We start from the raw sequence: 12,835 nt of genomic DNA, 5'->3' as shown, positions 1-12,835 counted from the left end.
CCGCCGCCTCGGCCGTGGCATGGAAGTCCACGTTCTCCGGCCGGGCGGGCCGGGCGGCGCACGAGGGCCGGCAATACACGCCGGTGGTGCGGACCGAATAGACGAAGCGGCCATCGGCCTGGGCGTCCCGTGCCGCGACGGCGGCCCACCGGGGATCGGCCAGCGTGGCGGCGGCGCGCTGCGCCGCCGTGCAAATGGTGCGGGGGGTGGGACAGGAGTGGGGGCGGGAAGCCATGGCGTCGATTCCTCGTTCAATGGTAAGGGCCTGGCCTTGAATCTACGCACGGCGCGGCGGGCCCGCACCCCGGTTCTTGCGATCGCATTCGCAGGCCGCCGCGCAGTGCCCACAGGCGTGCACGGTCATGGAAGGCGGCCTAGCATCACGCGTTCGACCCTTTGCAATGGAGTTGCCATGACCACCCCCCCGGCCCCTGCCACCCCCGTCCCCCTCAAGATCGATTTCGTCTCCGACGTGTCCTGCCCCTGGTGCGCCATCGGGCTGCACGCGCTGGAGCAGGCCCTGGACCGGCTGGACGGCACGGTGGCGGCGCAGCTGCACTTCCAGCCGTTCGAGCTCAATCCCCAGATGGCGCCGGAAGGCCAGGACATCGCCGAGCACCTGGCCGAAAAATACGGTGCCACGCCCGAGCAGTCGCAGCGCAACCGCGAAGCCATCGCCGAACGCGGCGCCGCGCTGGGCTTCACGTTCGACATGGGGCAGCGCAGCCGCATCTACAACACGTTCGATGCGCACCGCCTGCTGCACTGGGCGGGCGAGGCGGGCGGCGAGGCTGCGCAGACGGCCCTGAAGCACGCACTGTTCAAGGCCTACTTCACCGATGGGCAGAGCCCGGGCGACCACGACGTGCTGGTGCGCGCGGCAGCCGGCGCCGGCCTGGATGCGGACCAGGCGCAGGCCGTGCTGGCCTCGGGCGAATACGCCGACGCGGTGCGCGAACGCGAGGCGTTCTACCAGCAGCACGGCATCCATTCGGTGCCGGCGGTCATCATCAACGACCGCCACCTCATCCAGGGCGGCCAGCCGCCCGAGGTGTTCGAGCAGGCGCTGCGCCAGATCGCCGGCGGCCAGTGATCCGGATCAGCTGTTTGCTATATAAATAATAGTAAAAGAGGCAATGAGTACTAGGGCGTGGAGGCGATTCGGCCACGAATCGCTTGGCCCGTGCCCCGTTGGTCACTTCTTGAGCGGAATCGGCGTGGCGCGGTCCACCGGCACGGCGGTCACCGCGTTCTGCGGCGAGCCTTCGATGAGCCGGTCGGAGTATGTCAGGTACACCAGCGTGTTGCGGGCCGGGTCCACCATCCGCACGATGCGCAGGCGCTTGAACAAAATGGAGATGCGTTCGCTGAACACCTCGTCCTGCTGCTTGAGTGGCGGCTTGGGGAACGCGATGGGCCCGGTCTGCCGGCAGGCGATGGAGGCCTCGGCCTTGTCCTCGGCCAGCCCGAGCGAGCCCTTGATGCCGCCGGTGCGGGCGCGCGACACGTAGCAGGTCACGCCCTGCACGGCCGGGTCGTCGTAGGCTTCCACGATGATGTCGTGGTCGCGGCCCAGGAGCTTGAACGCGGTGTCCACGGTGCCGATGGTCTCGGCCTGGGCGCACAGCGCGGCGGCGGCCAGCCCGAGTGCCAGCGCGGCACGGGGCAGGGCATTGGAGAGGCGGCGGGCGGCGGTCATGCGGCCACCTCCGCGCAGCGCTTGGCCAGGTGCGCCAGGGCTTCTTCCACCTGGTCCACCAGCACGAGGCACAGGTCGCCCGGCTGCAGCCGGTCCAGCGCCGAATCGATGGCGATGAACTCGCCGCGGATCTCCTCGATGTGCTTGGTGCGCGAGGCGCCCGCCAGGCCCTCGCGCAGCAGCGCCATCACCTCGCCGTCGGCACGGCCGCGCTGGGCCGCGTCCTGGTAGAGGATCACGTCGTCGAACGCCGCGCCCAGGATCACCGTCTGGTCGCGGATGTCCTCGTCGCGCCGGTCGCCCGCGCCGCTGATGACCACGCTGCGGCGGTTGCCCGGCAGCGCATCGACGGCGGCCACCAGGGCGCGCATCGCGTCCGGGTTGTGTCCGTAGTCGGCGATCACCGTGGCGCCCTTGAAATCCATCACGTTGAAGCGGCCGGGGGCGTTGTCGCTGTCGTTCACGAAGCCCGAGAGCCCGCGGCGGATGGTCTGCCATGGCAGGCCCGCGCCCCAGGCGGCGGCCACCGATGCCATGACGTTCTCGACCTGGAAACCGATCTTGCCGTTGCGCGTGATGGGCACGTCGCGCAGGTGGATGGTCTCGCGCCACGAGCCTTCGGCCGCGACGATGGACTCGCCGTCCATGTACACCGACCGGTGGCCCTGCGCGCGGTGCGTGGCCATCACCGGGTGGTGTCGGTCGCTGGCGAAGTAGATCACCTTGCCCGGCGTGGACGAGGCCATGGCCGCGACGATGGGGTCGGCCGCGTTGAGCACGGCGTAGCCGTCCGGCGCCACGTTCTGCACGATCACGCGCTTGAGCACGGCCAGGTCGTCCACCGTGGTGATGTAGTTCAGGCCCAGGTGGTCGCCGGCGCCGATGTTGGTCACCACGGCCACCTGGCAGCGGTCGAAGCCCAGGCCCTCGCGCAGGATGCCGCCGCGCGCGGTCTCGAACACGGCCGCATCCACCTCGGGGTGCAGCAGCACGTTGCGCGCGCTCTTGGGGCCGGAGCAGTCGCCGCTGTCGATCTGGCGGCCGTTCACGTACACGCCGTCGGTGTTGGTCATGCCCACGCGCAGGCCCTGGGCCGAGAACAGGTGCGCGATCAGGCGCGCGGTGGTGGTCTTGCCGTTGGTGCCGGTCACGGCCACCACGGGAATGCGCCCGTCCTGCCCGTTGGCGAAGAGCTTGTCCACCATGGCCTGGCCCACGTTGCGGGGCTTGCCGTAGCTGGGCGCCAGGTGCATGCGCAGGCCGGGCGCGGCGTTCACCTCGACGAAGCCGCCGCCTTGCACTTCCAGCGGCTGCAGCACGTTTTCGGCCACCATGTCCACGCCGCAGATGTGCAGGCCCACCATCTGGGCCGCGGCGATGGCGCGGGCCGCCACCTCGGGGTGCACGTCGTCCGTCACGTCGGTGGCGGTACCGCCGGTGGACAGGTTGGCGTTGTTGCGCAGGATCACGCGCTGGCCCTTGGCCGGCACGGCGTCGGGCGTGAGGCCCTGCATGGCCAGCCGCGCCACGGCGATGTCGTCCAGGCGGATCTTGGTGAGCGAGGTGGCGTGGCCCTCGCCGCGGCGCGGATCGAGGTTGACCAGGTGCACCAGCTCGCGCACGGTGCGCTCGCCGTCGCCCAGCACCTGCGGCGGCTCGCGGCGCGCGGCGGCCACCAACTGGTCGCCCACCACCAGGAGGCGGAAATCATGGCCCGGCAGGAAGCGCTCGACCATCACCGTGCCGTATTCGGCGGCGGCGCGGAAGGCCTCGTCGAGCTGCGAGCGCTCGGTGATGTTCACCGTCACGCCCTTGCCCTGGTTGCCGTCCTGGGGCTTGACCACCACGGGCAGGCCGACTTCCTGCGCGGCCTTCCAGGCATCGTCCACCGACTCGACCGGGCGGCCCAGCGGCACGGGCACGCCGGCGGCGTGCAGCAGGCGCTTGGTGAGGTCCTTGTCCTGCGCGATGGATTCGGCCACGGCGCTGGTCGAATCGACCTCGGCGGCCTGGATGCGGCGCTGCTTGGAACCCCAGCCGAACTGGACCAGGCTGCCCGATGTCAGCCGGCGCCACGGAATGCCGCGTGCCGCGGCGGCCTCGACGATGGAGCCGGTGCTGGGGCCCAGCCGTTCGTCCTCGTCCAGCTCGCGCAGGCGCGCCACGGCGGCCTCGGCGTCGAAGTGGCCGCCTTGCAGCGCGGCCTGGATCAGCGCCTGGGCATCCTCGAAGGCCTGCCGGCCCACGGCCTCTTCGCTGTACTCGACGACGACCTGGTACACGCCGCGGTCCACGGTGGCCGAGATGCGGCTGAAGCTGACGGGGCAGCCGGCCTGCGCCTGCAGCGCCAGGGCCGCGCCGCCCAGGACATGGGCCAGGGAGACATCGGCATCGCTGCCTTCGGGGTGCAGCACGCCCACGGCGGGAAACAGCGCGCGCAGCCGGGATTCGAAGCCATCGATCTGGCGCATGGCGAGTTCGGATTCGGCACAGGTCACCACGGCCTCGATGGCGGTGTGGCGGCTCCAGAGGTTGGGGCCGCGCAGGGCCCGGGTGCGGGATACGTCCATGGAAAAGCGTCTCTTTCTTGGGGTTGCCGGCGCGGGCGCCGGCTCGAGTCCATGCGGTCGTTGAAAGGGGTCTAGCGGGCCGGTGCGGCGCAGGGCAGCTCGGGCTCGAACGTCTTGATGCCCGCGCCGATCAGGTCCGGCGCGATGTCCAGCGCCCAGGCCGTTGCCACGATGGCCAGCAGGGTGTCGGGCTCGGTCTGCACGGCATTGCGGCCGAACGTCAGGTCGGCCAGTGCGCCGAGCACATGCTCGGCCGAGCCGGTGGCCAGCACCACCCGGCCTGCCTTCACGAAGACGGCGCGGCCGTTGTCCTGCGCGCGGTGCTCCGCGATCGCGGGCAGCGTGCCGTCCTGGGCGTACAGCACCACGGCGCCGTCCGACAGCGGGGCCAGCTCCAGCACCTGGGGCTCGGCGGCGTTCAGCACGGCGGCGCCGCCGGGCAGCACCACGTCGATCTGCGTGCGCAGCACCTTGAACATCTGGTCCTGCTCGAACACGTCGAACTCGGCCAGCCCGTCCTTGCCGTCCATGTCGGTCACCACGCCCACCTGGCAGCGGTCGTAGGCCAGGCCGTCGCGCAGGATGGTGCGGGCGTCGTTCTCGATCACGGCGGCCTGCACCATCTGGTTCATCAGCAGGCGGTGCGCGGCTTCCCAGTGGGCGCTGTCGGTGGTGTCCACGCAGCGGCGGTCCAGGAACAGACCCTCGCGGCAGGCCAGGCCCGTGTGGCGCCCGCCCAGGTGCATGAGCCAGCCCACCACGCGGGCGATGGTGCTGGTGCCGCGCGTGCCGGCCACGCCGACCAGCGGAATGCGGCCGATCGTGCCGTCGGCGTTTTCCTCAGCCGGGAACAGGTGCTCGGCAATCGCCTGGCCCACCGGGCGCGGCGCGCCGATGGCGGGCTTCAGGTGCATGAGCAGGCCGGGGCCGGCGTTCACCTCGACGATCGCGCCGCTCTGCTCCTGCAGCGGGCGGCCGATGTCGCGCGCCACGAGGTCGATGCCGGCGATGTCCAGGCCCACCACCTTGGCCGCCAGTGCGGCGATGTAGGCCACCTCGGGGTGCACTTCGTCGGTGCAGTCCACGGCCACGTTGCCGTTGCGCTGCACCACGACTTCGCGGCCGGCCTCGGGCACGGCCGTGGCGCTGAGGTCCTGGCGCTTGAGTTCCAGCTGCACGGCCACGTTGGTGTCCACCTGGATCAACTCGAGCGGGTATTCCTCTTCGTAGCCGCGGCGCGGGTCAGAGTTGAGCTGCGTGTCGATCAGCTCCTGCACGGTGGATCGGCCGTTGCCGGTGATGCTCACCACCTCGCCGCGCGCGGCGGCCACGACCTTGCCGCCCACCACGAGCACCCGGTGCTCGTCGCCGGGGATGAAGCGCTCGACCATCACGTCGCTGCCCTCGGGGTAGGCCACGTGGTAGGCCGCCTCGATGTCGGCCTGCTTGCGCAGGTCCAGCGTCACGCCACGGCCATGGTTGCCGTCCGAGGGCTTGACGACCACCGGCAGGCCGATGTCCTGCGCGGCTTCCCAGGCCTCTTCGGGGCTGTTGACGACCTGGCCCTCGGGCACGGGCACGCCGCACGATTTGAGCAGGCTCTTGGTCAGGTCCTTGTCGCTGGCGATGCCTTCGGCGATGGCGCTGGTGAACTCGCTCTCGGCCGTCCAGATGCGGCGCTGCGAGGCACCGTAGCCCAGCTGCACCAGGTTGCCGTCGTTCAGCCGGATGTGCGGAATGCCGCGGTCGGTCGCGGCGGTGACGATGCACGCGGTGCTGGGGCCGAGGTACTGGTCGTCCACCTCGGTGCGCACGCGCGCCACGGCGGCCTGCACGTCGAACGGGGTGTCATTGATGGCCGCCATGATGAGCTGGTGGCCCTGCTCGAGCGCCACGCGCGCCACGCGCTCGTCGCGCGCCCGGAACACCATGCGGTACACGCCGCGCTGCGAGGTGCTGCGCGTCTGCCCGAAGCCCGTGGGCATGCCTGACAGGTTGAGCAGCTCGATCACGATGTGCTCCAGCACGTGGCCGCACCAGGTGCCGCCCTCCAGCCGCTGCAGGAAGCCGCCGCGCTCGCCCACGCCGCAGTGGTGCTCGATGAGCGCCGGCAGCCAGGTGGTCAGGCGCTCGTTGAATCCCGGCAGGGCGTTGGACGGGTGGTCTTCGAGCGCGCCGAGATCCAGCCATACTTCGAGCACCGGACGGTAGGTCCAGATGTTGGGACCGCGCAGGTAGTTGATGCGCAGCAGTTGGATGTCATTGAATGTCGCCATGGAGTGCAGCGTAAAGGAAACTGCGGCCCGAAGCGGACCGATTTGCGGAAGGAGTGTCGGTCAATTGTGCGCCCACTCGGGGGTGGCCTAAAGGATGTCAGCGTGGCCCGTGGGGAAGGCGTTACATGCAGATGCCAAAGCGGCCTGTGGAGCATCGGGGAGAATGGGGACCAGAGCACGGGCTGGCTTCTCGGGCCGTCCAGGGCGGAAAAACCAACCAAAATGCAACATCAACATCCTGTGGACGCCTCGAGTGTCTTGAATGGCCCCGACGGGGCCGAATGGCGAGCCAGGCTCGCCCCCCACGAAAACGTGCTGGCCGCGCTGCAGGTTGACCTGAGCCCGGCCCTGCGCTTCGCGCCCGGCCTGCTGGTGCTGACCTCCCAGCGCCTGCTGTCGCGCACCGATGGCGGTGCCGTGCAGGAGTGGCCGCTGGCCGCCGGCATGGCCTTGCGCCTGTCCGACCATGGCGGCGTGGGCGCCCTGGAACTGCACGACACCGAGCGCCGCCTGGCGCTGTGGCGCTTCACCCTCGGCGCGCATCCGCAGGCCCTGCGCATGCTGCAGAAGTTCGACCAGCGCCTGGCCGCGCTGGGCATGCCGCACGATGCCACGGTCGAGTCCGAGCCCGCGGACGAGGCCCGCTGCGAGGTCTGCCACACGGCGCTGCCGCCCGACACCGAAGAATGCCCCGCCTGCGCCCGCGCGCCGGCCCCGCAGACCTCCACCTGGGTGCTGCTGCGCCTGTGGCGCTTCGCCCGGCCGTACCGCAAGCAACTGGCGACGGGCTTCGGGCTCACGCTCGCCTCCACTGCGGCCACCCTGGTGCCGCCGTACCTCACGATTCCCCTGATGGATGACATCCTCATCCCCTACCAGAACGGCCAGCAGATTCCGGTGCACCTCGTGGGGCTGTACCTGGGCGGCCTGCTGCTGTCGGCGCTGCTGGCCTGGGGGCTGGGCTGGGCGCGCACCTACATCCTGGCGCTGGTGTCCGAGCGCATCGGCGCGGACCTGCGCACCACCACCTACGAGCACCTGCTGCGCCTGTCGCTCGACTATTTCGGTGGCAAGCGCACCGGCGACCTGATGGCGCGCATCGGTTCGGAGACGGACCGCATCAACGTCTTCCTGTCGCTGCACGCCCTCGACTTCATGACCGACGTGCTCATGATCCTGATGACGGCGGCCATCCTGTTTTCGATCAACCCCTGGCTGGCGCTGGTCACGCTGGTGCCGCTGCCGTTCATCGCCTGGCTGATCCACAACGTGCGCGACCGCCTGCGCACCGGCTTCGAGAAGATCGACCGCGTGTGGTCCGAGGTCACCAACGTGCTGGCCGACACCATCCCCGGCATCCGCGTGGTGAAGGCCTTCGCCCAGGAAAAGCGCGAGGCGCAGCGCTTTCGCGATGCCAACCAGCACAACCTGGAGGTGAACGACCGGCTCAACAAGACCTGGTCGCTGTTCACGCCCACGGTCTCGCTGATGACCGAGATCGGCCTGCTCATCGTCTGGGGCTTCGGCATCTGGCTGGTGGCGCACAACCAGATCACCGTCGGGGTGCTGGCGGCGTTCATCGCCTACATCGGGCGCTTCTATACCCGGCTCGACTCCATGAGCCGCATCGTTTCGGTCACGCAGAAGGCCGCGGCCGGCGCCAAGCGCATCTTCGACATCCTGGACCACGTGAGCAACGTGCCCGATCCGGTGCAGCCGGTGACCATGGAGCGCGTCGAGGGCGCCATCGCGATGCGCAACGTGGGCTTTCGCTATGGCAGCCGCTCGGTCATCAAGGGGCTGAACCTGGATATCCGGCCGGGCGAGATGATCGGCCTGGTGGGCCACAGCGGTTCGGGCAAGAGCACGCTGGTCAACCTGATCAGCCGCTTCTACGACGTGACCGAGGGCTCGATCCAGGTCGACGGCGTGGATGTGCGCCGGCTGCGCGTGGCCGACTACCGCCGGCACATCGGGCTGGTGCTGCAGGAGCCGTTCCTGTTCTTCGGCACCATCGCCGAGAACATCGCCTACGGCAAGCCCGAGGCCACGCGCGCCGAGATCGTGGCGGCCGCGCGCGCCGCCCACGCGCACGAATTCATCCTGCGCCTGCCCCAGGGCTACGACTCGCTGGTGGGCGAGCGCGGCCAGGGCCTGTCGGGCGGGGAGCGCCAGCGCATCAGCATCGCTCGCGCGCTGCTGATCGACCCGCGCATCCTGATCCTGGACGAGGCCACCTCGGCCGTGGACACCGAGACCGAGAAGGAAATCCAGAAGGCGCTCGATAACCTGGTGCAGGGTCGCACCACCATCGCCATCGCCCACCGCCTGTCCACGCTGCGCAAGGCCGACCGCCTGGTGGTCATGGACCGGGGCGAGGTGGTCGAGGTCGGCCCGCACGACGCCCTGATGGAAAAGCAGGGCGCCTACTGGCGCCTCTACGAAGCCCAGGCCCGCCGGGCCGAGGAGGACGCCGAGGCGTCGGGCCTCGTCATCGACAGCGCGTTGCTGCACCCCGCCCATCCCGCGGGCAACTCCTGATCCTTGAAAGAGAGCGCACGCCCATGACTGCTTCGCCTTCTCCTTTTTCCGCAGCCGCGTCCACCGCGGCCGCCGTCCCTGCCAACGCTTCGGCCGTGGCCGGCATCCGCCTGCAGCGCAACGCCCACGGCCGCCTGGTGCTCACCCAGGCCGGCGGCGCCGAGCACGCCGAAGTGGTGCCGGTGCGGGCCTTTCCCATCGCCGCGCCGGCCGAGGGCATCTCCCTGGTCGGGGCGGACGGCCATGAACTGCAGTGGATCGAGCACCTGGACCACCTGCCTGCCGCCGCCCGGGCGCTGGTCGAGGAAGACCTTCACGCCCGCGAATTCGTGCCGATCCTGCAGAGGCTGGTCAGCGTCTCGGGGTTTTCCACCCCCAGCACCTGGGTGGTGGAGACGGACCGCGGCCCCGCGCAGCTGGTGCTCAAGGCCGAGGAGGACATCCGCCGGCTGGGCGGTCGCACCACCTTGCTGATCGCCTCGGCCGACGGCGTGCAGTTCCGCGTGCCCGATGTGGCGGCGCTGGACAAATCTTCGCGCCGGCTGCTGGAGCGTTTTCTATAGCACCCCGGCCGCGCCGGGCATGAGCCGGCGGCGGTTGCTACTGCCCTGCCTTGCGGCGTGGCGGGGCACAGGCGTGGCTGAGGGATAGGGGTAAACCCTGATTTTTGCCTTGATCCGTTAAAAAGGCCTTAATTTCCCTTTCTTTTTGCCGTTATGAAATACGACGAGGGATGAATTCCCCTTGCCGCTCCACTTTCACGAACGGACCCCGCCATGCAAATGCCACCTGTTGACCGATCGCCGAGCTGGCGTCCCCAGGGCGCCGATTTGTATTCCACGGGGGCCTCCGGCGCGGTTCCTGTCCGGCCCATCCATGCGGCCAACCCCGTCGAGTCGATGGACCGGCTGGGCGAGGGCGCCATCGTGCGAGAGCCGGACAAGCCGTCCGACCCGGACACGCGCAACCGCGACTGGACCGAGGTCAAGAAGAAGGACACGGTCGAAGAGAAACAGGAGCCGCCGCCGGAGCCCATCTACAAGCAGCTGCTCGAGTTCATCCAGTCGATGTGGCGCGCCAGCGGCAGCGCCGTCGAGATGGCGCAGGAGCTCAACAAGACCCCGCTGCAGGAGCGCCTGGCCCAGGAGGCCAAGGACGAGCCCCTCACCTATGCCGACCCCAAGGTCAAGCGAACGGGCGGGCTGTAAGGCGATTTGCTCTTAAATCAATAGCAGGATGCCCTAGTGCTGATTGTGCTGGAGGCCGTTTTGGCTATAAAACGACGAGTCCGGTGGCGGTGGCGGTAGCGAGCGGCGGCTAGGGCTTGGCCGCGCTGGCCGCACCGCCTGCCGCGCTGGCCGGGGTTTTCGCTTCTTCGGCCCGGGCGCGGTCGCGTTCGGCCCGGTACTTGGCGGCGAACGCCCGCACTTCCTCGTACGACACGAAACCGTCGTGGTTGGTATCGGCGTCGTCGAACGCGTTGGCCAGGCGTGGGAACAGCGCCACTTCCGAGCGGCTCAGCTTGCCGTCGCCATTGAAGTCCAGCATCTTGAATTCCTTTTGCGCCTTGATTTCGCCCTTGCTCAGGGGCTCGCTGGCCTTGGCCTGGGGGCGCGGCGGCCGGGGGGCGTCGCGGCGACGGCGCTGAAGGCCAGGCCGATGGCGAGCAGGGAAAACAGCGCGATGGCACGCAGGGCGGCCGCACCGGGATGGACCGGCGCCGCAGCGGCGCGGGCGGCATGGACACGGGACGGCAGGGGAGCGGCAGGGGTGTTCATTCGGGGCATGGTGTCACAGATGGTGGGGCCGGCGGATTTTTGCAATCGGGGGCGGCAGGGTTTCACCGGCGGTTGCAAAGGTTTGCGCTTCTTTGCCTTTCGATGGCGGGGTGGCTGGGCCCACCGCCTTCAACCGGGGTTGGAGATGCCGCTGTTCACGTGGCCCGAGGGCACGTGCCGCGCCGCCGAGGTGACGTGGCCGGTCTGGTCGTCGAAGAAAAAATCAGGCTCGAACTCGCGCAGGAACCCGCCCTTGTCCAGCCCACCCAGGAACATGGCCTCGTCCACGGCGATGTTCCAGTTCATGAGCGTCTGGATGGCGCGTTCGTGCGCTGGCGCGCTGCGGGCGGTGACCAGGGCCGTGCGCAGGCGCATGCCCGACGAAGTGCCCGCCGCTTGCTGAAGTCGGTGCAGCGCGGCCAGCAGCGGCTTGAAGGGGCCGTCGGGCAGCGGCTGCGCGGCCTTGTCGGTCTCGTGGCGCTGAAAGGCGGCCAGCCCCTGCGCCTGGTACACGCGCTCGGCCTCGTCGGAGAACAGCACGGCGTCGCCGTCGAAGGCGATGCGCACCTCGTGCGGATTGGCGTGGCTGGCCTGCACCGATTCGGTCAGCACGCGCGCGGCCGGGTAGCCCAGCTGCAGGGCCTGGCGCACGTCGGCCTCGTTGGCGGACAGGAACAGGTGCGCGCCCAGCGGCCGCAGGTAGCGGAACGGGTCGCGCCCCTGCGTGAACACGCCGCGCTCCAGCGGCACGTGCGCGGCGCTGGCCGAACGGAAGATGCGCATGCCGCTCACCGGGTCGTTGCGCGACAGCACCACCACCTCCACGCGCTGGTGGCCGGGCTCGTTGAAGGCCAGCAGCTTCTTGACCAGCGAGAACGCCACGCCGGGGCGCGCGGGCGTGTCCAGCCGGTCGAGCTGCAGCTGCATGTAGGTCTGCGGCTGCAGCGGATCGAACAGGCGGTTTTCCTCCTCGAAATCGAACAGCGCGCGCGAGGAGATGGCGACGACGAGCTTGTCGTCCAGGGTCATGGCCATGGAGGGCTCCGGCGGTGGCGGGGTCGCAGGCCGGTCATTATTTGACGAACTGGTTGAGCTGGATGATGGGCATGAGAACGGCCAGCACGATCAGCATGACGATGAGCCCCATGGCGACAATGAGCAGGGGCTCCAGGATGGTGGCCAGCTGCAGCGCCCGGCGCTGCACCTCGGTGGACAGCTGCGTGGCCGCGCGCTGCAGCATCACGGGCAACTGGCCGGTCTGCTCGCCCAGGCGCGCGAACATGGCGACCAGGCCGGGAAAGCGTTTTTTTCTGCGCCATGGCCGAGGCCAGCGGTGCGCCCTCGCGCACCAGCACCAGCGCGTCGAGCGCGTCGGCGCGCATGGCGCGGTTGTTCAGCGTTTCGGCGGCGGCCTGCAGCGCCCGCAGGATGGGCACGCCGGCGCCCGCCAGCATGGCCAGCGTGCCGGCGAAGCGCGCCGCGTTGTAGCCGCGCGCCAGCTTGCCCACCAGCGGCAGGGTCAGCCACACGGCATCGAATTTTTCGCGAAAACGCGGCTGCGCCAGGGCATACCTTGCCCCGAATGCTATGAAAATAATAGCGATCAGCGCTGCCCAGCCGTAGTGGCGCACCGCGTCGCTGATGGCGAGCATGGCCACGGTCAGAAAGGGCAGGGCGCGCTTGGTGCCGGCGAACACGGCCGCCACCTGGGGCACGACATAGCCCACCAGGAACAGCACGATGACGATGGCCACCAAGGTGACGATGGCGGGGTACAGCGCCGCGCCGATCAGCTTGGCCTTGAGCGCCTGCCGGTCTTCCAGATCGTCCGCCAGGCGCTCCAGCACCAGGCCGAGGTTGCCGCTGTGCTCGCCGGCACCGATCACGGCGCAGTAGATGGCCGAGAACTCGCGCGGGTGGGCGCCCAGGGCGCGGGCGAAGGTGGAGCCGGCGTTCACCTCGGCGCGCAGG

Annotated in this window: 11 protein-coding genes and 1 pseudogene; 4 read left to right on the top strand and 8 right to left on the bottom strand. The window is 69.7% G+C overall.

Annotated features, from left to right (window positions below; translation table 11 throughout):
- Nucleotides 1-235, bottom strand: a 235-nt coding sequence (locus tag AC27IO_RS13995) for an Ada metal-binding domain-containing protein (protein WP_498739255.1), incomplete at its 3' end; no start/stop codon positions are given.
- Between the two features lie 177 nt (nt 236-412).
- Here AC27IO_RS13995 and AC27IO_RS13990 point away from each other — a divergent pair.
- Complete coding sequence (locus AC27IO_RS13990; protein ID WP_487089633.1) at nt 413-1,093, top strand: DsbA family oxidoreductase; 681 nt, start codon at nt 413-415, stop codon at nt 1,091-1,093.
- 102 nt (nt 1,094-1,195) lie between these two features.
- On the opposite strand, the gene AC27IO_RS13985 is transcribed toward AC27IO_RS13990, so the two are convergent.
- The 3 genes from AC27IO_RS13985 to AC27IO_RS13975 form a co-directional block, all read right to left on the bottom strand.
- On the bottom strand, nt 1,196-1,699 hold the full coding sequence (locus AC27IO_RS13985) for a CreA family protein (RefSeq protein WP_272567418.1): 504 nt from the start codon (nt 1,697-1,699) through the stop codon (nt 1,196-1,198).
- Nucleotides 1,696-4,269 (bottom strand): cyanophycin synthetase, encoded by a 2,574-nt coding sequence (cphA, locus tag AC27IO_RS13980; RefSeq protein ID WP_284429840.1) that lies wholly within the window; start codon nt 4,267-4,269, stop codon nt 1,696-1,698. The genes AC27IO_RS13985 and cphA overlap by 4 nt, the downstream gene beginning before the upstream one ends.
- 71 nt (nt 4,270-4,340) lie before the next feature.
- Entirely contained in the window at nt 4,341-6,545 is a 2,205-nt protein-coding gene (locus tag AC27IO_RS13975) for a cyanophycin synthetase (protein WP_317352824.1), read from the bottom strand.
- Nucleotides 6,546-6,767: 222 nt separating this feature from the next.
- On the opposite strand from AC27IO_RS13975, the gene AC27IO_RS13970 reads away from it, so the two are divergent.
- The 3 genes from AC27IO_RS13970 (at nt 6,768) to AC27IO_RS13960 (ending at nt 10,294) form a co-directional block, all read left to right on the top strand.
- Nucleotides 6,768-9,086, top strand: a complete 2,319-nt coding sequence (locus AC27IO_RS13970; RefSeq protein ID WP_284429842.1) for a cyanophycin metabolism-associated ABC transporter — start codon at nt 6,768-6,770, stop codon at nt 9,084-9,086.
- Nucleotides 9,087-9,109: 23 nt separating this feature from the next.
- Complete coding sequence (locus AC27IO_RS13965; protein ID WP_487113864.1) at nt 9,110-9,649, top strand: cyanophycin metabolism-associated DUF1854 family protein; 540 nt, start codon at nt 9,110-9,112, stop codon at nt 9,647-9,649.
- Nucleotides 9,650-9,862: 213 nt separating this feature from the next.
- A complete protein-coding gene (locus AC27IO_RS13960; protein WP_284396393.1) occupies nt 9,863-10,294 on the top strand; it encodes a hypothetical protein in 432 nt (143 codons plus the stop codon).
- A gap of 109 nt (nt 10,295-10,403) precedes the next feature.
- Here the strand turns inward: AC27IO_RS13960 and AC27IO_RS13955 are convergent, their stop codons facing one another.
- The 4 genes and pseudogenes from AC27IO_RS13955 to AC27IO_RS13940 form a co-directional block, all read right to left on the bottom strand.
- The gene (locus AC27IO_RS13955) at nt 10,404-10,634 is read right to left on the bottom strand and encodes an EF-hand domain-containing protein (protein ID WP_498739251.1); all 231 of its coding nucleotides are present in this window, start codon (nt 10,632-10,634) and stop codon (nt 10,404-10,406) included.
- Between the two features lie 35 nt (nt 10,635-10,669).
- The gene (locus tag AC27IO_RS13950; RefSeq protein ID WP_498739248.1) at nt 10,670-10,864 is read right to left on the bottom strand and encodes a hypothetical protein; all 195 of its coding nucleotides are present in this window, start codon (nt 10,862-10,864) and stop codon (nt 10,670-10,672) included.
- Nucleotides 10,865-10,993: 129 nt separating this feature from the next.
- On the bottom strand, nt 10,994-11,899 hold the full coding sequence (locus AC27IO_RS13945; protein WP_498739246.1) for a 5'-nucleotidase: 906 nt from the start codon (nt 11,897-11,899) through the stop codon (nt 10,994-10,996).
- Between the two features lie 37 nt (nt 11,900-11,936).
- Nucleotides 11,937-12,835 (bottom strand): annotated as a pseudogene (locus tag AC27IO_RS13940) (type II secretion system F family protein); the annotation flags it as partial.

Source organism: Acidovorax sp. KNOB132 (genome assembly GCF_057541515.1).
This window is presented reverse-complemented; position numbering and strand designations above follow the sequence as displayed.